A 23,163-nucleotide genomic window follows, 5' to 3' on the forward strand; every position below is an offset into this window, starting at 1 on the left:
AGAACAACAAAGCCAACCTTGAAAAAACTCCTGGCTACAAAGGTATATTTCCATGTTTTTTTCTGGGCAGGCTGTCTACTTTGTTTTCGAGCATTTTAAAGGCTCTTATCAATTTTTGCCGTGTTTCCCTGGGGTAAATTACCTCGTCAATATAGCCTCTAAAAGCTGCCCTGTAGGGATTAGCGAATTTATCAGTGTATTGATCTACTTTTTCCTGTAGTTTAGCCTCTGGAGTTTCGGCTTCGGCAATCTCCCGTTTAAAAATAATTTCGGCTGCACCCTTGGCTCCCATTACAGCAATTTCTGCCGTTGGCCAGGCATAGTTCATATCCGCACCAATATGCTTGGAGTTCATCACATCGTAGGCACCTCCATAGGCTTTGCGGGTAATAACTGTGATGCGTGGCACGGTAGCCTCACTGAAAGCATACAATAACTTGGCTCCATTGGTTATAATGCCATTCCATTCCTGGTCTGTTCCAGGCAGAAATCCGGGTACATCTTCAAATATGAGCAAAGGAATATTGAAACTATCGCAGAAACGGACGAAGCGGGCAGCTTTGGTACTGGCATTTATATCCAATACACCTGCTAATACGGCCGGTTGGTTGCCAATAACGCCTATACTTCTGCCACCAATTCTGGCAAAACCAACTACAATATTTTCAGCAAAATTTTTATGCACTTCGAAAAAGCTATCTTCATCAATTACTTTCTCCACTACCTCCCGTATATCGTATGGCTGATTGGGATTTAATGGAATTATGCTGTCTAACTCCGGACGCAATTCACTGCCCGAAGGCACGTAAGCAATAGACGGTGCATCTTCCTCACAGTTTTGAGGAACATAACTTAGCAATTTTTTTACAAAATTCAGGCACTCTACTTCGTTAGCGCAGGCAAAATGCGTAACACCACTTTTGGTGCTATGCGTACTGGCACCACCTAATTCTTCAGAAGTTACGTTTTCATGCGTAACCGTTTTTACTACATTTGGCCCGGTAACAAACATATATGACGTATTTTCTACCATTAGTATAAAATCTGTGATGGCTGGCGAATACACGGCACCCCCTGCACAAGGCCCCATAATGGCGGAAATCTGGGGAATTACTCCTGAAGCTCTGGTGTTGCGGTAAAAAATTTCGGCATAGCCGGCTAATGAAATGACTCCTTCCTGAATACGGGCACCTCCAGAATCATTTAGTCCAATAACCGGGGCTCCATTTTTCATAGCCAGATCCATAATTTTACAAATCTTTTCGGCATGCGTTTCTGATAAGGCTCCTCCAAAAACAGTAAAATCCTGTGCATATACATAGATGAGCCGGCCATTTACCGTGCCATAGCCGGTTACGACCCCATCTCCCAGATAATGCTCTTTATCCAGACCGAAATCCCGGCTCCGGTGCATCACGAATTTGCCGATTTCTTCAAAAGAACCTTCATCCAGCAGGAGCTGAATACGTTCACGGGCAGTAAGTTTGCCCTTTTTGTGTTGTGCTTCAATGCGTACCTGGCCTCCGCCTAGTAACGCTTCCTGGTTTTTTTTATCGAGAATGGCAAATTTATCTTGGTGTGTAGGTGTGTTTGGCTCCATGTATCTCTAAAGAATAGTATTTTTACTACTTCAAATATATACATTTCAACCATTAACCGATAAGACTGTCGTATAAATTGGCAGTTCAATTGGAGAATCTACCTTATCCTTATGAAGAATACATCAGTGGCGGTAATTGATATGGGCACTAATACCTTTCATCTGTTAATAGCCAAAAAAAATGCCCCCTCCGGTTTCAGCACTTTGTATGCAGAGCAATTTGTGGCCAAAATAGGCAAGGGTGGCATCAGCAAAGGTATTTTAACGGAAGAAGCGTATCAGCGAGCCTTGCAAGGCTTACAAGGTTTCCGGCAAAAGCTGGATGAGTATGGTGTGCTGCCCGGAAATGTATTTGCTACAGCAACTAGTGCTATCCGCAATGCTTCTAATGGACAAGCGTTGCTCGCCGATATATTTACACAGACAGGCATACAGGTTAATACTATTTCAGGAGAGGAAGAAGCTGAACTTATCTATTTGGGTGTACGGTCATCTATGGAGCTTGGCGAGGAAAACTCCTTAATCATTGATATAGGAGGCGGCAGTGTAGAGTGTATCATCTGCAACCAGAAAGGCATTTTATGGAAGCAAAGTTTTGAAATAGGCGCACAACGGCTGTTAGACCGGTTTATGCATACTGATCCTATTGCGGTTGTGTCGGTAATGAAACTGCAAGAATATCTGCTGGAACAGTTAATTCCTCTGACCAATGCTGTGCATCAATATGCTCCTCACACACTCATTGGAGCTTCGGGGGCTTTTGAAACCCTGCTTGACATATATTTTAAGCGACATACCCTCACCAAAGATCTTATGAAAACTGAATTTGAGTTGCCCTTACAAGATTTTATGGAAATTTATGAACAGTTGCTTACAAAAAACAAAGAGGAACGGTTGACTATACCTGGCATGTTAGAAATGCGGGTAGATATGATCGTAGTGGCTTCCTGCATAGTACAACTGCTAGTAAGCCAGTATGATATTACCAAAATCCGGGTTTCAGCATATGCTCTAAAAGAAGGCCTATTAGCTGTATACCTATAATGAAAAATATCCTGAGTCCATAGAACCCAGGATATCTGAAGAGAAAATTATAAAATACTGATTAGGATTTTTATTTCTTATCCTCGGAAGTAAACTTACTTAGCTTCTTCCTGGAAAAAGTATGCGGTGTTGTTATGAAGCATAACGAATACACTTCTTTTTGGCAATTCTTCTATTTTGTATTTATTGCTCAAAATACTTTCGATATTTACTTTCTTTTCAAATACGATTCTACCAGAAATATCAAATACTTTAACATTTACTTCCGACTTGTTGCCGGCAAGCACGTTAAACAGATCATTTACTGGTTCTTCTTCTACAACCGCCATCAGCGCAGTTGCTACTTTTTGTTGTTTTTTCTTTTTGCCTTTATCTAGCAAATTAGCCGGAATAGCATAGGTATTTGCTGAGAAAACCAATAGGATAAAAATTACGATAAGATTCTTCATTCTTTTATTTATTAAATTGAGTTGGTTGCTTATTCTTTGGTGTAGTGCTCTCTACTTGAATTATTTACACTACAAATTTATTACATAGTTCTGCAGCAAACTGACGCATTTCCCACTAATTCATACATCTGTGCACAGAATCGCTAAAATTGAACAAGACCAACTTTATTTTAGGTATATTAAGATCAAAAACTTGTAATAGTACAAATATATATACCCAATAAGGCAATAAAAAAGCCCTTTGTATAAAGGACTTGTAGTATAGACAAATGGTTAATTACCTAAGTAAATGGCAAAAACAAAATATTATTCTACAGTTCTTACACTTACAGCTAAATAGTAGAACATTTATTAATAAATTGACCGATGTATAAAATTTTATTTCTCATGAAGGAAATATTACAAAATTACAAACTGTAAAAACCACCTTTACGGCTTATTTATTTCAATAATTCTGACTTTATGCCTAAAAACAATTATACCAATACATTGTACATACTCTGACGTTGCTGTTTGATATAATCATCTGCCAGGTATTCATCATAAGTCATTAGTTTATCCAGTATGCCATTAGGTGTAATCTCAATGATACGGTTAGCTACTGTTTGTACAAACTGATGATCATGCGACGTAAAGAGTATTGTCCCTTTGAAATCTTTTAGCGCATTGTTCAGGGCTGTAATAGATTCCAGATCTAAGTGGTTGGTTGGTTCATCCAGCACGAGTACATTGGCGCTCTGCAACATCATCTTTGATAACATACACCTTACTTTTTCACCTCCGGATAATACATGCGCTTTCTTTAATGATTCCTCGCCGGAAAACAGCATTCTGCCTAAAAAGCCGCGGATAAAACTTTCATCTTTTTCTACAGAAAATTGCCGCAGCCAGTCTACCAGATTTAAATCAACGTTGAAGAATTTAGAATTTTCTATAGGAAAATAGGCTTGCGAGGTAGTAACTCCCCACTTGTACTCACCTTTGTCTGCTTTCTTCTCTCCCATGAGAACATCGAAAAAGGCAGAAATCGCCAGGCTTTCTTTGCTTAAGAAAGCAATTTTATCTCCCTTATTTACTGTAAAAGAAACCTTACGAAACAATGGAACGCCCTCCAGGCTTTTGCCAAGATTTTCTACCTGCAGCAGTTGATCGCCTGCTTCCCGTTCCTGTTTAAACATAATTGCCGGATACTTTCTGGAAGAGGGTTTAATGTCATCCAACGTTAATTTTTCCAGTAATTTCTGCCGGGAGGTAGCCTGCTTGGATTTGGAAGCATTGGCACTGAAACGCTGGATAAATTCCTGTAATTCTTTGCGTTTATCTTCCACCTTCTTATTGGCATCCAGTTTCTGCTTGGCTGCCAACTGGCTGGATTCGTACCAGAAAGAATAATTTCCGGCGTAGAGCTGAATCTTACCAAAATCCAGGTCGGCAATATGCGTACATACCTGGTCCAGGAAGTGACGGTCGTGAGATACTACAATTACCGTATTTTTAAAATCAGCCAGAAAATTCTCCAGCCACATAATAGATTCTACATCCAGGTTGTTGGTAGGCTCATCTAACAACAGAATATCCGGATTTCCGAACAAGGCCTGCGCTAAAAGTACCCGTACTTTGTCATTCCCGGATATGTCTTTCATTAATGAGTGGTGTATTTCTTCTTTCACGCCCAGGCCGCTCAATAGCTCGGCTGCTTCATACTCAGCATTCCAGCCATTCATGTCGGCAAACTCACTTTCCAGTTCAGAGGCTTTTACGCCATCGGCTTCAGAAAAATCAGCCTTCGCATAAATTTCATCTTTTTCCCGCATAATATCCCATAAGCGGGTATGGCCCATAATCACTGTTTGCAGCACAGGAAACTCATCAAAGGCTGATTGATTTTGCCGTAACACCGCCATGCGTTCTCCGGGACTAATCTGTACCAGGCCAGACTGCGGATCAATCTCTCCGGATAATATTTTTAAAAAAGTGGATTTCCCGGCACCATTAGCCCCAATAAGGCCATAACAGTTGCCAGGTGTAAATTTTATATTAACGTCCTCAAAAAGTGTTCGCTTTCCGTAACGTAGGGTAACATTAGATGTACTTATCATGAATACGCTTTTTCTTTAAAGTGATAGGTTTGGATCAGGCTGCAAAAATAGGAAATAATCTGTAAATCGTTTTTTAACAGCTACTTGAGTTAAGTATATATTACAAGTATTTGCTTAAACAAGTTTCCCTTGTGTTGGATAAAAATAAGCTGATTATTTTTATAAAATATTAAAAAAATATAATTAATGAGGAAGCATTTATACTATTTATGTGTTATCCTAAGAAAGAATAGTTAGGCAAATCACTTAGTAATCTACAATTCTAAGTCTATTAGCCACTATTTTCTTTTACCAGCTTATCTCTTAAAAATACAAATTATGTCATTATCTGCTATTCTTGAAGATACTCCAGTTAATATTGACAACCGCTCCTCCCGTTTGTGGAAGCCTAAGCAGGTATTATTTACGCCTGCTGCCTTAGAGCAACCTTTTGGGCAACAGATTTACGAACGGGTAAGCAAATTACAACTTCCAGTGGAATTGTTAAAGAGCAACCGCTTAACTGGTATACGCGGGGAGAGTGAACGGGAAACCTATCAACTTGCCAAACAAACGATGGCTGTTGTTGTAGCACCGCCGAGTGCATTCAGATTGCAACCTATTCCTCCTTCCGCCGATTTTCAATTTCATCTGGCTGAAGGTTGCCCGGCCCATTGTCAATATTGTTATCTGGCTGGTAGTTTACAGGGTCCGCCGGTCGTACGTGTATTTGCTAACCTGCCATCTATCCTGGATAACACCTTTGCTTATCATAAACCTGGGAAACGAACTACTTTTGAGGCCAGTTGCTACACCGACCCACTCAGTATAGAACATCTTACGGGCAGTTTATCTGCGAGTATACGACATTTTGGTTCGCAGAAAAACGCCCAACTGCGGTGGGTAACCAAATATAGTCAGGTAGATAGCTTATTGGATTTGCCACATTTTGGAAATACCCGTTGCCGGATCAGTTTGAATGCAGAAGTTGTAGCTAAACGTCTGGAAGGAGGTACAGCTTCTATATCAGCCCGTTTAGCCGCGCTACGCAAATTAGCCTTACCCCATTCGCAGGGTGGAGGCAGCTATCCTGTAGGTATAGTTCTGGCCCCTATTATGCCCATACCAGATTGGCAAATGCATTATATTGATTTGTTAAACAGAATCCAGGAAACGTTGGAATTTGATTGTGATCTGACGTTTGAGTTGATCAGCCACCGGTTTACGCCAGGTTCCAAAGATGTGTTGCTGGAGTGGTATCCGAATACCAGCCTGGATATGAATGAGGCAAACAGGTCGGTAAAATATAACAAGTTTGGAGGACAGAAGTTTGTGTATTCAGCAGATACCATGAAAAACCTGCGGAAGTTTTTTGAAAATCAACTAGCGCTGCGTTTTCCAAAAGCACCTATCCTGTACTGGACCTAAATTATAGGTAATTCATTTAAACAAAAAAGGCAGCTTCAACGGGCTGCCTTTTTTGTTTTGTTACATTTTTAATGTAGCAGGTAAATATTTAGCTATTAACTCCTGGTAGTAAGGTTTTAACTCGGCTACCACCGGGGGTTTAGGGTTTTTAGAATACAAGTCGTACGGATTAAATTTTTTTACCCATTGAAACATTTCCCGGTCATGGTCATCCATCAGATGTTCATAGGCACTTTCCCGGTGCTGAGCATAGAAAGAATGGTAACGAATCATGTACAAGGCTGGCTCGGGAAGGTAATCTTTTACCATGTGATACAAATACTCATCGTGCCCCCAGGACATATGTACATTGCGTAAGCCGCAGTTAGGCTCATACACCCCATATTTAGTATTAAACTGCTGGTTGTATGAATCGGGATTGTCTTTGAAAAACTCCGGATACACAATTCTATCTGAAAACTGGCAGCCTACTGGAAAGGTATCGCCTACTACCGCCCATTGAGGCTCTCCAAATAAGCAAAGAACTTTGCCCATGTCATGCAGAAAACCAGTGAGCACAAACCAGTCAGGGTGGCCATCTGCACGGATGGCTTCAGAGGTTTGAAGTAAATGCTGCAACTGATCCAGGTCTATATCCGGGTCAGAATCATCAATCAATGTATTCAGGTATTCTAACGCAGACCATACCGGCATTTCTTTTTTATCAAACTTCAGAAACTCTTTCTCTTTCTCACGTACAAAATCATACGTCTGGTATTTGTGATTCAATCTGTAAAACTCCCGTACGGTATCTCTCTCTGGATTATCATAATTTCGGTACTCTTCTTTGGCCTTTCCTGGTGCCTCATTTTCCGGATATCTTACTAATATATCTTCCTCCCAATCCTCCAGACTATGAAGCGGATTCATTTCTTTTTCTGTATATTTTTTGTTTGGTTCCATATAAAATGATGTAATTTATCACAAGTTACTAAGTTCTAGAATATCTGATAATCAGTGGCTCAACTTTTTTTATTGCAGCCATTTTTCTATCTCCGGGTACAGCAATGCTTTTATTTTTTCGTCATTCATATTATCCTGAGTTACCATCTGCACACCAGTATCTATCCGTTTTTCGTACCGCTCACCCCGGATTGCCTGCGTAGCGGTTGCCACAGCCAGATAACCCATCACAAACGGATCTTGCAAAGCCAACCCGTGCACGTCTCCCTTTTTTAATGCATTCACTAATGTTTCGTTGGCGTCAAAACCGACTAATTTTACTTTCCCGGCTTTGTTGGCCATTTGTAATGCCCGCAACATGGCCTGGGCAGATGTTTCATTGGCACAGAAAACTCCCTCCACATCCGGATACCGGTTCAGCAGATTTTGTGCTACTTGTAAGGCTTTCTCGATGGTTACCCCTGCATATTGGTTAGAGGAAACAATCTGCATATTTTTTCCATACTCCTTCATCCCTTTCAGAAAACCCTCTTCCCGGTGAGTTGTACTGGCTGAGCCTTCAGCATACCGAAGTAAAATCACTTTCCCTTTGCCACCCATTGCTTCTACCAGTCTTTTAGCACTCAAACGGCCACCTTCTACATTATCGGTTGCTACAAAACTTTCATACTCATCAGACCCCAGGTCGGAATCAAAAATTATTACGGGAATATGCCTGTTTCTGGCTGACTTTACGGAAGGAATTAAACTGCGGGAATCCAACGGAGCCAATGCAATGGCATCCACACCGCGGCTCACAAAGTTTTGTACGGTCTGAATTTGTACTTGCCGGTCGTCTTCTTTTAAGGGGCCTTGCCAATGAATGGTTACACCTAATTCTTTAGCTGCTTTGGAAGCACCAGCATGTACACTATTCCAGTACGTATGGGTGGTCCCTTTGGGTATCACAGCAATCTGAATATTATCTGTATTAGCATCTGCTTGTGCATTTTCCGTCTGGCTGGCTGAGTGGTTACATGCTTGCAGATAAATGGCAAGCATTAAGTAGAAAAGTAGTGTACGCATCTGAATAAGTTCTATGATTCCATAATATATAAACCTAACTTTAAATTATCCAGTATTTACTTGTAATTTTTACAAAAGAAGTCATAGTAGCTTTTTCAATTGCTAAATGTGGCAGGCTGTTAGCTATTCCAGAGGCTGAAGGGCAGCAGAATTTCTGATAAGAAAAACATAAGGAAACGCCTCAGCAATGGTAAGATCTTCCCGATCGGGTATGATTGTCTGGCCGGGAATAGGCACTCTGGTATTAATTAAGAGAGAAGAATTTTTATACGGAGAATTATTCCCATCCATCTGAAATAAAGTAATGGTATTTTCTCTGCTAGTGGCTTGTAAATCTTTTATTCCTTTTACAAAAGCCAGAGGACCATTGCTGTTTACCCAGGTTGTGCTGATATAGGATAGTTTTTTGTCCGGGATTTCAGTTTTTGTAAGCCATTCAGGCATGCTACGTGCCGGAATCATATTTTCACTATCAATGGCAAATGTGTTCATGGCTAGTACTTTACCTGAAAAGTGAATGTTTTCTTTCAGGAAATGAACAAAAGATTTTCTGCCATTAAATGTACTAGGCAAGGTATGCCCGTAGCCCCATAAACCATACATTTTCTCATGTTCCAGATGTTTTTCCTTAACTACAGCCTGGAGATTGATATACATAATGCTGTCACGTGGAGAGGGCTGGGCAAAATAAGAGATGTTTCTCAGTACATGCAGCAAATCAAACTTTTCTGTATCCGGTAAAGAGCTGAACGTGGAATCTTGTTGGATAGAGGATAGCAGGGATTGGCTGAACAGGCCATATTGCTGAAGACTAATTGTATCTGTTTCCAGGTAGGTATGCAGTGTATCGAATCCGTTGGGGTTGAGGATTGCATAAGTGGGTTTGCCAATAATTTCCCGGAGGAACTGGTTAGTTACGGCAATATCCTGAATTTTATCTACCCCAACAATGGAAATCCGGCGCTCTTCAGGCAGTTGTTGATTCAACTGGTATATCTTTTTCAGTTTGTTGTAGTAATTTTTATTGCCCCATTGCGCATTCATTTTTACCCACGTCTGAAATACATAGGATAATAGTGGCTCATCGCCTGTTTGCAGATATTGATTAAGAAAATGCGCCTGACTATAATCTACTTCAGCCAAATAATACCGGAGACCGGTTTGCTGATTTAAGTGCTTGAGCAACCTATAATCCAGCTCTTGAGGCGCAGCAAAGCCATGTACTTCGGCCAGTATAAAAATCTGATTTTGGTAAAAAGCACTGTCAAACAAACTAAATTCATCTTCAGCAGATAAATTAATTTCCTGTTTATGCTGCTGCAGGTAAGCCTGATGAACAGAACTTTCGCCACCAACCGCTAGTAAGGCAAATAATAGATAGCCAAAAATACCCAGCACCAGCAGAACGAATGGAATACTAACTAGAAGCTATCTCATAAATGGGGATGATATAGTATAGGAAAGTGTTTATTGGTTATGAAGTTAACTGATACGCAATGGGAGAAAATTAAGGATTTGATTCCTGAGGGAGCTAAAAGAGCAGATGGCAAAGGTCGTCCCTGGCGAGACAAAAGAGAGGTGCTAGATGGCATTTTGTGGATTTTAAAAACGGGTGCTCAGTGGAGTCATCTACCGGCAAGTTATCCGCCTTATCAGACCTGTCATCGCCGTTTTCAGCAATGGCGAGAGCAGGGCGTGATGCAGAAAGTAGTGGAAACACTGGCACGAGATCTTCAAGAAAGAGGCGATGTGGACTTGAGCGAATGTTTTATTGATGGCTCATTCTGCATGGCCAAAAAGGGGGCGCTTTTGTGGGCAAGACTAAACGAGGCAAGGGCACCAAGATCATGGCAATCACAGATGCTGGTGGTGTTATACTATCTCTCACAGTCCAATCAGCATCTCCCCACGAAGTAAAATTGGTAGAAAAGGTGCTGGAAGAGCGATTCATTGAAGCACTTCCCCAACGACTTATTGGAGATAAAGCTTATGACTCTGACCTACTGGATGAAGAACTTAAGCAGCAGGGTATCGAAATGATTGCTCCTCATCGAAGCAACCGTAAGAAGAAAAAGACTCAAGATGGTAGAAAGCTTCGCCGTTACAAACGGCGCTGGAAAGTGGAGCGGTTTTTCGCCTGGCTGTTCAACTACCGAAGATGCGTAGTCCGGTACGAATACAAGGAAGAGAACTACAAAGCCTTTGTGCTACTAGCTTCTATGATGATTTTGCTTAAACCATTTATGAGATAGCTTCTAGAAACAGAATTGTTTTTTTGATAATTTTTTTCATAGAGATACAGAAAATTCTTTTTCTCAAAAGTATATTTCCTATAAATCTGCTGCCGGAAAAAGGGCTGAAATGCCATAATTTGGGGTATATGGCTGCTACCAGGGGCCATTAACAAAGCCCAGGGGCCGTTAGGCAAGTACAAAGTAAGGCTTTAGCTCAGCCGAGTACGATCTGGCAACTGGTACTACGTAATCGGTGTGTTCAAAATGAAGTTTATATCCTTGTGCGTTGCCAGATACGGATTGTATCCGTTGAAAATTGGCGATGTAGGAACGGTGACACCGGACAATCTGTGGTGTATGGATTTGACTTTCCAGCCGGCTCAAGCTACTCCTCAAAAGCATTTTGTTTACCTTTCCTTCTGCTACATATACAACTGTGCAGTAATTGTCGCTGGCTTCTATAAACAATAACTCATGTGCCGGCACAACTAACTTGTCTTTCTCATTTTCCGAAACTAGTTGGATCAATTGATTCTGGGTAATAACCTCGTCCTTTGGCAGATTTTCTATAGGATGGGGTATTTGTTCAGCCGGTGGTTGCACAGCATATTTACGGATAAGGTATACATAATTAAGTAATACCATGATAATGGCAGGAAATAAACCTACCAGAAACACCACCGACATCATGTAGCTTACTTGCGTAAAGGTAAAGGGCATAGCTCCTATTAGGTAGCCATACACCGTACATAAAAATCCACCCAAAACAATTGGCACTACATTCCAGATAATCTCTTTCCAGACTGTCCATTTTTTTTCAATAAACAGGGATGGAAAAAGCTGCATTAAAACATAAAAATTCAAGAAGGTTGTAAGAGAAGCTACCAGACCGTATCCTGACAAGATCAACAGTTTGTAGGCATGTTGCCAGTTGTAAGCCCCAAAGGGTTGGAAAATAATTAATACAAAGGCAACGAAAATACCAACGAGTAAGGCCTGTACAACCGACCTTACTAATGCTGAGTCATTGACAGGATATGGTTGCTGAAGAAAACGAAACATAGGTTAGCCGGCAATAAACTTATTTGCAAGGAGTATGGGTTGCTATTTTATTCAACAAATTAGCTATATCATATAAAATGCGCAAAAAGAGAGATACTTTCCCTTTGTGCGCATTTCAAATACGTTCTTTAAGTAAGTAAAACGTTAATTTATAAGCTTAAAGCTTTACTATAGGTAGCTAAGTCTTTATCGCCTCTTCCAGAAAGATTTACTACTACAATATCATTGGGTTTTGCATGTAATTTCTCCAGATAAGCTAACGCATGAGCAGACTCCAGGGCAGGAATAATTCCTTCCATGCGGCTAAGCAGCAAGCCAGCTTGTAAAGCTTCTTCATCCGTAACACTATAAAACTGGGCACGGCCACTCTCAAACAAATGGGCATGAATGGGTCCTATCCCTGGGTAATCCAAACCTGCCGAAATAGAGTAAGGCTCCGTTACCTGACCGTCGTCGGTTTGCATCAGAATAGTTTTGCTTCCATGTAATACACCTGGTTTACCCAGAGCCGTCGTAGCTGCCGAATGTCCGCTGCTGACACCCTGCCCGGCCGCTTCCAGTGCAATTAATTTTACCTCTGGTTCATCCAGAAAATGATAAAATGCGCCGGCGGCATTACTTCCTCCCCCTACACATGCCAGAACATAGTCCGGATTGGGGTTGCCAAATTTCTCTGTAAGCTGTTTGCGGATTTCTTCACTAATGACCGACTGAAAACGGGTCACCATATCTGGATAAGGATGTGGACCAACCACAGAACCTATAATATAATGTGTATCGGTTGGGTTATTTATCCAATGGCGCATTGCTTCATTGGTGGCATCTTTTAACGTCTGGCTGCCACAGGTAGCAGCAATCACTTTTGCTCCCAGCATATGCATGCGTTCCACATTGGGTTTCTGGCGTTCCATATCCAGTTTACCCATGTATACGATACATTCCAATCCCATCAAGGCACAAACAGTTGCGGTGGCTACTCCATGTTGGCCAGCACCGGTCTCAGCTACAATCCGTTTTTTACCAAGTTTGCGGGCAATCAATATCTGGCCAATTGTATTATTTACTTTATGCGCCCCAGTATGGCAAAGATCTTCCCGCTTCAGGTAGATTTGAGTCTGGTATTTTTCGGACAACCGCTTGGCAAAATACAGCGGTGTAGGCCGGCCTACATATTCGGAAAGTAAATTTTGAAACTCTTGCTGAAAATCTGGCTGGCTGATGATAGAAAGGTAGTTTTGTCGCAACTCTTCCACATTTGGATATAGCATTTCTGGTATATATGCTCCACCAAAAAGGCCATAATATCCTTTTTCATCTACAGCAAAAGCACTTTTTTCTAAAGTATGATCCATGAAAGCAAATCAGGGTAAAATATATAAGAATAGGTTGATAATATCTCTCGAGGCAAATGTATAGGCATCGTATGGGTATTATTGGTTCAACAGCCTGCAACTTACAAAAGTTTGCAACAAAAGGGCTATTGATGAATATAATTCATTTAGTTTAAATGACACTTGTAAAAGTACAGACAAATAGGCTATGGATTAACTTTTATACATGGGGAACTTGAAAAGCTTGGCGGAGTTGCTTGGCAAATACTTTTATCTTTTCAACGTCTTTGCTGCCAGGTTCGTTTTCAAATAAACTGTTGATATCTACCGCATGCATATTCATTCCCTTCAGTTCTGTAATCATCTCCACATGTACCGGACTGATTCCCCCACTCAAAAAGAAAGGTTTTTCGTTATCGTAATTTTTTAATATATCCCAGTTAAATGCCTGGCCTGTACCGCCATACGATTCACTTTTGGTGTCGAACAGAAAGTAATCGCAGAAGCTTTTGTAGTTATTCAGCCTGGCAAAGTTAAAATTGTTATCAAGGGCAAATGCTTTTATGATAGTAAGCCCCCGGCTTCGCAAACCCCTGCAAACTTCAGGTGTTTCATTTCCATGTAGTTGTACCAGTTCCAGTCCATACTTCTTTACATTCTTGAGTATAAAATCAGGATGTGCATTTACAAATACACCAACTTTTTTTACACTCCGGGGAAATGAAAGTAAGAAATCGGCATCCAGTTCTTCGCCAACAAACCTGGGCGATTTCTCATAAAAGATGAAACCCATATAATCCGGCTGCACTTCCAGAAGGGATTGGATATTTTCTTTATTCCGCATCCCACAAACTTTCAGTTTTGTCATAGTTGAAAGGTTTACTTGAGATATATTGTCGATAACTCCGTTATAAAGTTATAAAAAAAATATCATTTTTCATCACAAAACTACAATTTCATACAAACATCCTCTTAACAAAGTCAAAACAGCATCCATTAGTAGCAAATATAGCTAATCCTGGATTATCAAGGTTTTTGATTGTTAAGGCAACCAACAGATTATCACTTATTCCAGGCAGGTGCAGTTAAATCAACACTCTCAATCGGTCGATGAATGCCGCACAGGCTTTTTCCGGACGGCTGTTTTTCATGAATGTTTCGCCCATCAGAAATCCTTTGTATCCATAAGTAGCCAGATCAGCTACCGTTTCGGCCTCAGAAATGCCACTTTCAGATACTTTCACAAAGTCGTCTGGAATAATGGGTGCTAAGGTCTTAGACAGATTTATATCTACTGTAAAATCTTTGAGATTCCGGTTATTCACGCCTAACGCATCTACATCGGGTGTAAGGCTACGTTCCAATTCCTGCTGATCATGCACTTCCAGCAATACTTCCATTTTCAGAGATTTGGCAACAGCTGCTAATGAACGTATTTGCTCCGGAGAAAGAATGGCGGCAATCAGCAAAATGGCATCGGCCCCAATGGATTTTGCTTCAATAATCTGATATTCATCAATCGTGAAATCTTTTCGCAGGATGGGACAAAAGTTAAATTTGCGGGCGGTGATTAAATCCTCATTCTTTCCGCCAAAAAAAGCCGTATCCGTAAGAATAGAAAGTGCAGAGGCTCCTGCCTGCATATACCCAACCGACGTCCGTTCCACGGCCACATAGGGGTTAATCATTCCTTTAGAAGGAGATTTCCGCTTAAACTCTGCAATTATGCCTACCTTATCAGGACGTAATAAATATTTTTTCAGCGATACAGGCTGTGATTCAAAATAGATACTTTTTTCCAGCAGCTTTACCGGATAAAGACTTTTCCGCTCGGCTACTTCTTTTTGTTTGTGGGCTACAATCTGATCTAGAATGTTCATGGAATATATGTGCCTGTATGAATAAGGTTTAGAGAGTATTACATTAATTATCTACAAGTAAATCAATAATTTATACCATCAATTTTTCGAAGCTACGGAGGGCTTTTTTACTTTCCAGGCTTTCTCTGGCAGTAGCTATTGCCTCTTCCAAGCTAATTGCCGGATTAGCTCCGTACAAAGCCATGGCTGCATTGGCAATTACAGCAGAATTTTGAGCAAGCGTCCCTCTACCCTGCAATACGTCGGTAAAAATTCTGGCAGCTTCTTCTACAGTTTCCCCCCCAAATAAATCACTGGCAGCTACTGTTGGCAAACCTAATTGATCCGGACTTAATACTTGCTCTTTTTTGGTAGAAATCATTTTAAAATTACCTGTCAGCGAAATTTCATCGTAGCCATCTAAGGCATGTACAATGGCAAACTGCTTGGTTGTCTGCTGATATAAGTAGGCATACAAGCGGGCAAGTTCCAGGCTAAAAACGCCTACCATTTGCTTTTGCGGAAAAGCAGGATTCACCATAGGTCCTAACATATTGAAAAAGGTTTTTACACCTAGTTCTTTCCTTACCGGAGCTACATATTTCATCGCCGGATGAAATAAAGGGGCATGTAAAAAACAGATACCGGCTTCTTCTATCTTCCGGCGGAGTATGTCTTTGTCATTGGTAAACTTGTAACCCAGATATTCCATGACTGTAGATGATCCGCAGGTAGAAGACACCGCATAATTGCCATGTTTTACGACCCTTTGCCCTGCACCTGCCACTACAAAAGAGGCTAAGGTTGAGATATTAAAGGTGTTTTTTCCATCTCCACCAGTGCCACAAACATCCATAGGATCATAGGCAGAAAAATCTAAGGCCAGGCATTGTTCCAGCATAGCATCCCGGAAACCTTCGAGCTCTGCAACGGTGATGCTACGCATCATATACACAGTCAGGAAGGAAGCAATCTGTACATGCGTATAATTCCCCTGGGTAATATCTGTAAGTACCGTTCTTGCCTGGTCTTTTGTAAGGGTTTTGTACTCAAACAAATGATTGAGGATTTCTTTCATAGATTGAATGTTCAAATGTTAGGTATTCAATTTATTAGTTTGGTGTCAGCTTGCATATACTCAGCTATCGAGCCAGTTTTTTATCATCTGTTTGCCATGTTCAGTCAAAATAGATTCCGGATGAAATTGCAACCCTTTTACATCGAATTGTTTATGTCGGATTGCCATTACTTTTCCATTGGAATCAACAGCGGTTACCTCCAATTCAGCAGTGGGAACAGACTCTGGTACTACAGTCCAGGAGTGGTAACGGCAGGTATTGAAGGATGCAGGAATATTTTTGAATAATACTTCCTCAGCAGACTGCACAATTGCAGGGGTAGCTACGCCATGCAAAACCTCTTGCATGTTCTCCAGCTTCGCACCAAATATCTCAGAAATTCCCTGATGCCCCAGGCAAATGCCTAATATACTTTTGGTTGGAGCATATTTTTTAATTAGGGCAGGCATAATTCCGGCATCAGATGGCAGGCCTGGCCCGGGAGATAATAGAATTTTGTCGAATTTTTCTACTTCCTCCAGCGAAATTTTATCATTCCGGTGAACTTCAATCTCCAGGTCATCTCCTAATTCTTTCAGCAGATGGACCAGGTTATAAGTAAATGAATCGTAATTGTCTAAAACTAAAATTTTCATAACAGTAATACTCGTTGTCGAAAGCCGGGAAATTCCGACTTTGCTTTAAACTTGCAGATGATCTATCTGGGCTATGGATTTTTCTATTTGGTCGGATGTAAGTTCTTCGTCTACCAGTTTACCTGATAAATATGCCTCATAAGCTGCCATATCAAAGTTACCATGTCCGCAAAGGTTAAAAAGAATCGTTTTGGTTTTGCCTTCTTCTTTGGCTTGTTTCGCTTCCTGAATAACAGTCGCCAGGCCATGGTTAGCTTCTGGCGCAGGTACAATTCCTTCGGTACGGGCAAATAATAATCCGGCTTCAAAACATTCTTTCTGGAAATGTGAACGGGCCTCTATCAATTGATCTTTCAGTAATTGACTCACAATGGCTCCAGCTCCATGGTACCGCAATCCTCCGGCATGTATCGGAGAGGGCACAAAGTTATGACCTAAGGTATACATGGGAATTAAGGGGGTCATTCCTACCGTATCACCAAAATCGTAGCGGAACACACCACGGGTAAGCTTCGGGCAGGAAGCAGGCTCACTAGCAATACACCGGATGCTTTTGCCTTCTTCAAAATTCAATCGCAGGAAGGGAAAGGAGATACCAGCAAAATTAGATCCTCCGCCAAAGGGAGCTATTACGATATCAGGCAAGTCGCCTGCTTTTTCCATCTGCTTTAGCGCTTCTAAACCAATGATGGTCTGGTGCATTAACACATGATTCAATACACTGCCTAAGGCATATTTAGTCCCTGGATCATTGGCTGCCACTTCCACTGCTTCTGAAATAGCAATACCTAAACTACCTGGAGAATCAGGGTTTTGAGAAAGAATCTGTTTTCCGGCCTGAGTTAGTTCAGAGGGAGACGCATGTACTTTGGCGCCATAGGTATTCATCACAATGCGGCGGTAGGGTTTCTGGTTATAACTAACTTTTACCATATACACCTCGCATTCAATGCCAAACAGCTGGCAAGCAAAACTTAGAGCCGTGCCCCACTGACCTGCTCCAGTTTCTGTGGATATCTTTTTTACTCCCTCTTGTTTATTGTAATATGCCTGAGGCACGGCCGTATTCGGTTTGTGTGAACCAGCAGGACTTACGCCTTCGTATTTATAATAAATTTTAGCAGGCGTATCCAAGGCTTTTTCCAGATTATATGCCCTGTACAGCGGAGTGGGCCGCCATAAAGTGTAAATATCCCGCACTTCTTCTGGTATGTCTATCCACTTTTCAGTACTTACTTCCTGTTTTATTAACTCCATGGGAAATAAGGGGGCTAGGGTTTCAGGGCCAATGGGTTGCTTGGTACCAGGATGCAATGGTGGCAACGGCTTGTTTGGCATATCGGCCACGATGTTGTACCAATACTCTGGCATCTCTTTTTCAGAAAGTATAATCTTGCGTTCCATGGTTTTGTATAGTTAGGTAAAGATCATTTATTTTATTTCGGTAGCCATTTCCAGGGCTTTCCGGAGAGCCCCTAATTTATTCGTTACCTCCTGCAGTTCACTTTCAATCACTGATTTGGCAACGACACCAGCACCGGCTTGGTAATATAAGGTATTGTTTTTACTTAAAAATGAACGGATCATAATGGCATGGTTAAAGTTACCATTGAAGCCCATAAATCCAATACAACCGCCATAATACCCGCGGTTCGTAGGTTCATATTTGTCAATCAACTGCATAGCCCGGTGTTTGGGTGCACCGGATAAAGTACCGGCCGGAAACGTATCAGCTACCATTTGTACAGTTGAAGATTTTTCATCCATGGTGCTGCTCACCTTGGAAACCAGATGTATAACATGAGAATAATACTGGATTTCCTTAAACGTATCTACATTCACGTGCCTCCCGTTACGGCTTAAATCATTACGTGCCAGATCCACCAGCATTACATGTTCCGCATTTTCCTTCGGATCGTCGTATAGTTTCTGGGCTAGTTCAGCATCTTCCACATCATTGCCTGTGCGGCGGAAAGTACCGGCAATTGGATAAATGGTGGCTTTCCGGTTTTGTATGGTAATCTGTGCTTCCGGTGAGGAACCAAATATTTTAAAACTGCCAAAATCAAAGTAAAACAGGTAAGGAGAGGGATTGACAGACCGCAGTGCCCGGTATACATTAAACTCATCACCAGTGAATTTTCTGGAAAAGCGGCGGGAAAGTACAATCTGGAATACATCGCCAACCTGACAATGGTATTTTCCGGAAGCAATAACATCTAAAAATTCTTGATCAGTCAGGTTTGTAGTTTCTTCGTCCTGGAGATGAAACGTGTAGGAAGGAAAATTCTTATTTTGTATAAGAGAGATGATGTAGTCTATTCCTTCGGTACTTGCCTCTACCTGACTGGATTCGGGCGCATGTTCAAATATGTAAAGTTCGTTCTTAAAGTGATTAATAACCATCACATACTTAAATACCTGATAAATCATGTCTGGTATGGCATTCTCCTCTGTTTTGCGATCTCTTAACTCGATATCTTCAAAAAACTGTACGGAATTGTAGGCTATGTACCCAAATATACCATTGTTTATGAAGGGGAAACGATGCTCTTCGGTATGAAACTGCTTACAGAAATTTTCTAATGCTGCCACAACTTGGTGTCTTTCTGTAACGGCTTGTTTTACAAGGCTACCATCCGGAAATTGCTGAGTTAGGGTATGATCGGAAAGTTCGAAGCGGGCAATAGGCTGGCAACAAATGTATGAATAGCTATTTTCGTTGCCATGATAATCGGAACTTTCCAATAAAATGCTATTGATAAACTTGTCTCTTAGTTTCAGATAAATGCTTACAGGAGTTACTGTATCGGCCAGTAATTTTTTATAGGTTGTTTTCAGAGTAAACGCCATAGGATTGGTACAGGTTTATATATGCTAATTGGGTGGTAGAGGTATGTTATTGAAAAACTGGTGTAAGACATAAAAATTCAGGAACAAAAAAGGCTCACTGTGTGAACAGCAAGCCTCTCTTTTGTTATATTGATTTACACAATAGGCAAGTTCACACCACGGGTTCCGTAATGCGCCACCACCATGCAGTATTGTGTATCTGATTTATCATTTTCAATTAAATTTTAGCAAATATATCACTCTATTTGAATACAACAAACAAATGGAAAGTATTTACAAAAAAAATTTACTCATTTCTTTTATCTCTTAAATACGATTATGCATCTAATGGCACTATAGCTGAATTTTTAATGTGTTAATATTTAATTAATGGGTATAAACCATTGTCTTTATTGGAAATAACCGATGGGCAGAAAAGACAGATTACAACTCACAATAAATAAAAAAGCTTGCCTTATGAAGCAAGCTTTTTTATTTACCATCAAGTGATGGTTACAAGGTATCGTAAAAATGGAAGATTTTTATTACCTGGCTCACTTCACGGAAATCAATCTGATTTTTGGAGATAAATGATTTAAGTTCAGCCTGATGGTCTGGAAATACTTCCAGAATAGCTTTTCTGCTAAGCTTTATTTTTTCCAGATTCTGGTCTGGCTTTTTCACAAAAAAACTCACCTCGTCAATAAATTCATCGTAGGGCCGATTAGCACTATAGCCACCCTGATAATTAGCTTTGACTAGTGTTTTTTTGCGGTCGGCTATTAGCAGATATTTCCCATCATACATGATATCAGCATAGCCGGCTTTTGCCATTCCTAAATCTGCCCATTTTTTAAAGGTATGTACTTGCCCGGTTAAAACATCTGTTAGCATAACTTTATCAATGGTAGCAGCCTTTACAATAATAGAATCGCCAGACACACGTTTGGAAATAATTTCGTAACCAAACAAGTCGACTTTTACAGGAACTTCGGATAGCTTTTTGCCGCCTTTTAACACAATTGTGCCATTATTCCAGTAATTGACCAGGTAAGGTGTTCCTCTAACCCCTTCATAACGTGTATCGAATTTCCTGACCATCCCATTCAGATTGTCTGTACCAAGCGCATCTATATTAGTTTGAGCATCAAGTCCACTGGAAACTGATTGTGCGTTTAAGTCAATAGAAAGGAGCAAGCCTGCATAGAGAATGTGTTTTTTCATGTCTTCAGAATTGGGAATAAATATACTAAAAACTAAGGTTGTTTCCTTCTTAAGGCCTTTTACTCGATGATGGGAAATAAACTTATTACAGGATTCTGCGTAAGAAACCGTATTCTTATTTATTTAACTCAAACTTGCAAAAACATGAAATACAATAACTTATTAATAAATTTTCTGCTTGCTTTTCTCCTTACCTTTTCTCTGACAAGTTGCGATGTGGTAGGAGGTATTTTTGAAGCCGGCATGTGGACAGGGCTTATCGGCCTTGTACTGGTAATTCTGCTTGTATTCTGGATTTTTAATAAGATCCGCAGATAAAAGCCCTTACAGCACTTTAAATTCGATTCTTCGATTGAGCTGCCTGTTTTTATCTGATGTATTGGGCGCTACAAATTGTGTTTCGCCATAACCCGCAAAGGTAAGCCGGCTCTCCTGGATGCCGGCACTTACTAAATAATCATATACACTCTTAGCCCTTTTTTTAGAAAGCTCCATATTATCGGCATCTTTTCCTACATCATCCGTATGGCCGGATATTTCCATACGAAGGGTTTTGTTTTCGTTCAGGAATTTCACCAGCTTGTCCAGTTCCGTTTTAGATTTATCTTCCAGCTTGTACTCCCCGGTGGCAAAGAACAGGTTATTTAAGATATCTTTTGCTCCTGACCTGACAGGCTCTAAGTATACATCTAACACCAATGGCTCAAATTCCTTCTTCTGGTTTACATCAAAATACAGGCTTTTAAATAAATAGCCTTCTTTATTTACATACAATGCATAAGAGGAGCCCTGCGTGAGTACAGTCAGGTATTCGCCGGTTTTACGGTCAGCCTGCATGAGCGCATCCATATTACCGGTATTCAAGTTGAATAACTCAATTTTAGCTCCTATGCGTTGCTTGGTTTTGGCATCATACACCGTACCTTTCAGATAATTACTGGTATGGGCTACGGCAATCTGCTCAGGAATGTCAAATTCATGCAGAATACTGCTCAGGTATTGTCTTCCCCGTTTTTCTTCGTGGGAATAATAGCCTTTTTTTCCATCGGCAGTGACAAATAAAGATACCTGGTCATCATGTGTATTAATAGGAAAGCCAAGATTTTTTGGCCTGGCCCAGGTATTTTGGCCTGTTCTTTCTGTGGCAAATAAATCAAACCCTCCAAGCCCCAGATGTCCTTTAGAGGAGAAGAATAATGTCGCACCATTCACATGGATAAAGGGAGACAAATCATCATCCGGGGTATTTACTTCCGTACCCAGGTTAGCCGCTACGCCCCAAACTCCATCTTCGCCCATCTGACTCATCCAGATATCCCGTTTTCCATAGCCTCCACGCCTGTCAGAAGTAAAATACAGCGTCCGTCCATCAGCCGACAGAGAAGGCTGCGATTCCCAGGAAGAGGTATTAACTTTTCCGCCCAAATTAATAGGCATACTCCAGTCATCCCCTACTTTATAGGTAACAAACAGATCGCAGCTACCAAAACTTTCCCGACCTTTGCAAGAGGTAAAAACAAGCGTACGTCCATCGGCTGAAATACTGCAAGTGCCTTCATTTTCAGGCGTATTTATACCAGTAGATAAAGAAACAGGTGAAGTCCACTCGCCATTTTTCAGGTAGCTTACATACAAATTTTCGTCATCGTTGGTAGCCAGTGTGTCGCGGGCCGTAAAGATCAAGGTTTGTTGATCAGCCGTAAGTACAGGAAAATATTGCAAAGCAAACTTATTGACTGTTTTGCTCAAAGGTTTGGGACTGAATGGCAACGGATGTTTTTTGGCTTCCAAGGCAAAAAGGCAGTTAGCTAAATTACGCCTGGCTTCGGCAAATTGGGCAGGGCGGGCAGGTTTCAATTCTATAAAACTTTCATAATAATTTTTGGCCTGTTCATACTCACCTTTGCGCAGGGCAATGTTCCCCAAGGCATAATAAGCAGCTATAAACGGTTTATGATTGGGTTTTAGTTCTACACTCCTGGCATAATTTTCCTGCGCCTTGGTATCATTCTGTAACAGTTCGTGAATATTTCCAAGCCGGTAGTATGCTTCTGCATACGCTGGTTCTTTTTCTACAGCCTTGTTTAATACGGCAATGGCCTGATCGAATTTGCGGGCAAGCATCAAGGGTTCGGCCTGTTCGTAGTATTTGCGGGCTTTGTCAGAAATAGCTGGTGAAGTGTTCTGGGCGAAAACCGGAATATAAAGTATCCAGCTAAGGCATAGATAAAGAAGATATTTTTTGTGCATGCTGAATGGCTAATAAAAAGATAGTTTTGCTAACTACCCATTTATAAATAT

19 protein-coding genes and 1 pseudogene are annotated in these 23,163 nt (G+C 40.9%); 4 read left to right on the plus strand and 16 right to left on the minus strand.

Annotation, left to right across the window (positions count from 1 at the left end; genetic code table 11):
• Positions 1-34 precede the first annotated feature (34 nt).
• Entirely contained in the window at positions 35-1,600 is a 1,566-nt protein-coding gene (locus Q0590_RS30305) for an acyl-CoA carboxylase subunit beta (RefSeq protein WP_302041405.1), read from the minus strand.
• Positions 1,601-1,711: 111 nt separating this feature from the next.
• On the opposite strand from Q0590_RS30305, the gene Q0590_RS30310 reads away from it, so the two are divergent.
• Entirely contained in the window at positions 1,712-2,644 is a 933-nt protein-coding gene (locus tag Q0590_RS30310) for a Ppx/GppA phosphatase family protein (RefSeq protein ID WP_302041406.1), read from the plus strand.
• A gap of 95 nt (positions 2,645-2,739) precedes the next feature.
• Here the strand turns inward: Q0590_RS30310 and Q0590_RS30315 are convergent, their stop codons facing one another.
• Positions 2,740-3,093 (minus strand): T9SS type A sorting domain-containing protein, encoded by a 354-nt coding sequence (locus Q0590_RS30315; RefSeq protein ID WP_302041407.1) that lies wholly within the window; start codon positions 3,091-3,093, stop codon positions 2,740-2,742.
• Between the two features lie 476 nt (positions 3,094-3,569).
• Positions 3,570-5,192 (minus strand): ABC-F family ATP-binding cassette domain-containing protein, encoded by a 1,623-nt coding sequence (locus Q0590_RS30320; RefSeq protein ID WP_302041408.1) that lies wholly within the window; start codon positions 5,190-5,192, stop codon positions 3,570-3,572.
• A gap of 318 nt (positions 5,193-5,510) precedes the next feature.
• Here Q0590_RS30320 and Q0590_RS30325 point away from each other — a divergent pair, with 318 nt between their 5' ends.
• Positions 5,511-6,599 carry an SPL family radical SAM protein gene (locus Q0590_RS30325; protein WP_302041409.1) on the plus strand — a complete coding sequence of 363 codons (1,089 nt, stop codon included), beginning with the start codon at positions 5,511-5,513 and terminating at the stop codon, positions 6,597-6,599.
• Positions 6,600-6,659: 60 nt separating this feature from the next.
• Here the strand turns inward: Q0590_RS30325 and Q0590_RS30330 are convergent, their stop codons facing one another.
• The 3 genes from Q0590_RS30330 to Q0590_RS30340 all read right to left on the minus strand — a co-directional run bounded on the left by Q0590_RS30330 (position 6,660) and on the right by Q0590_RS30340 (position 10,004).
• The gene (locus Q0590_RS30330; RefSeq protein ID WP_302041410.1) at positions 6,660-7,541 is read right to left on the minus strand and encodes an inositol oxygenase family protein; all 882 of its coding nucleotides are present in this window, start codon (positions 7,539-7,541) and stop codon (positions 6,660-6,662) included.
• A gap of 69 nt (positions 7,542-7,610) precedes the next feature.
• A complete protein-coding gene (locus Q0590_RS30335) occupies positions 7,611-8,606 on the minus strand; it encodes an ABC transporter substrate-binding protein (RefSeq protein WP_302041411.1) in 996 nt (331 codons plus the stop codon).
• A gap of 123 nt (positions 8,607-8,729) precedes the next feature.
• The gene (locus Q0590_RS30340) at positions 8,730-10,004 is read right to left on the minus strand and encodes a TraB/GumN family protein (RefSeq protein WP_302041412.1); all 1,275 of its coding nucleotides are present in this window, start codon (positions 10,002-10,004) and stop codon (positions 8,730-8,732) included.
• Positions 10,005-10,082: 78 nt separating this feature from the next.
• Between Q0590_RS30340 and Q0590_RS30345 the strand changes: the two are divergent.
• Positions 10,083-10,858: pseudogene (locus tag Q0590_RS30345) on the plus strand (IS5 family transposase).
• 168 nt (positions 10,859-11,026) lie between these two features.
• Here Q0590_RS30345 and Q0590_RS30350 read toward each other — a convergent pair.
• The 9 genes from Q0590_RS30350 to Q0590_RS30390 all read right to left on the minus strand — a co-directional run bounded on the left by Q0590_RS30350 (position 11,027) and on the right by Q0590_RS30390 (position 20,862).
• Positions 11,027-11,902, minus strand: coding sequence for a LytR/AlgR family response regulator transcription factor (locus Q0590_RS30350; protein WP_302041413.1), 876 nt, complete (start codon positions 11,900-11,902; stop codon positions 11,027-11,029).
• 149 nt (positions 11,903-12,051) lie between these two features.
• Positions 12,052-13,254, minus strand: a complete 1,203-nt coding sequence (gene trpB, locus Q0590_RS30355) for a tryptophan synthase subunit beta (RefSeq protein WP_302041414.1) — start codon at positions 13,252-13,254, stop codon at positions 12,052-12,054.
• A gap of 199 nt (positions 13,255-13,453) precedes the next feature.
• Complete coding sequence (locus Q0590_RS30360) at positions 13,454-14,101, minus strand: phosphoribosylanthranilate isomerase (RefSeq protein WP_302041415.1); 648 nt, start codon at positions 14,099-14,101, stop codon at positions 13,454-13,456.
• A 217-nt stretch (positions 14,102-14,318) separates the two neighbouring features.
• Positions 14,319-15,113 (minus strand): indole-3-glycerol phosphate synthase TrpC, encoded by a 795-nt coding sequence (gene trpC / locus Q0590_RS30365; protein ID WP_302041416.1) that lies wholly within the window; start codon positions 15,111-15,113, stop codon positions 14,319-14,321.
• Between the two features lie 70 nt (positions 15,114-15,183).
• On the minus strand, positions 15,184-16,170 hold the full coding sequence (gene trpD, locus Q0590_RS30370) for an anthranilate phosphoribosyltransferase (RefSeq protein ID WP_302041417.1): 987 nt from the start codon (positions 16,168-16,170) through the stop codon (positions 15,184-15,186).
• A gap of 60 nt (positions 16,171-16,230) precedes the next feature.
• Complete coding sequence (locus Q0590_RS30375; RefSeq protein WP_302041418.1) at positions 16,231-16,806, minus strand: anthranilate synthase component II; 576 nt, start codon at positions 16,804-16,806, stop codon at positions 16,231-16,233.
• A gap of 45 nt (positions 16,807-16,851) precedes the next feature.
• On the minus strand, positions 16,852-18,210 hold the full coding sequence (locus Q0590_RS30380; protein ID WP_302041419.1) for a TrpB-like pyridoxal phosphate-dependent enzyme: 1,359 nt from the start codon (positions 18,208-18,210) through the stop codon (positions 16,852-16,854).
• Positions 18,211-18,237: 27 nt separating this feature from the next.
• Positions 18,238-19,659, minus strand: a complete 1,422-nt coding sequence (locus Q0590_RS30385; protein WP_302041420.1) for an anthranilate synthase component I family protein — start codon at positions 19,657-19,659, stop codon at positions 18,238-18,240.
• Positions 19,660-20,151: 492 nt separating this feature from the next.
• Positions 20,152-20,862 carry a hypothetical protein gene (locus tag Q0590_RS30390; RefSeq protein WP_302041421.1) on the minus strand — a complete coding sequence of 237 codons (711 nt, stop codon included), beginning with the start codon at positions 20,860-20,862 and terminating at the stop codon, positions 20,152-20,154.
• 144 nt (positions 20,863-21,006) lie between these two features.
• Here Q0590_RS30390 and Q0590_RS30395 point away from each other — a divergent pair, with 144 nt between their 5' ends.
• Positions 21,007-21,180, plus strand: coding sequence for a hypothetical protein (locus Q0590_RS30395; RefSeq protein WP_302041422.1), 174 nt, complete (start codon positions 21,007-21,009; stop codon positions 21,178-21,180).
• A 6-nt stretch (positions 21,181-21,186) separates the two neighbouring features.
• Here the strand turns inward: Q0590_RS30395 and Q0590_RS30400 are convergent, their stop codons facing one another.
• The gene (locus Q0590_RS30400) at positions 21,187-23,112 is read right to left on the minus strand and encodes an OmpA family protein (RefSeq protein ID WP_302041423.1); all 1,926 of its coding nucleotides are present in this window, start codon (positions 23,110-23,112) and stop codon (positions 21,187-21,189) included.
• Between the last annotated feature and the right edge of the window lie 51 nt (positions 23,113-23,163).

This window comes from Rhodocytophaga aerolata, assembly GCF_030503435.1.
GTDB lineage: Bacteria > Bacteroidota > Bacteroidia > Cytophagales > 172606-1 > Rhodocytophaga > Rhodocytophaga aerolata.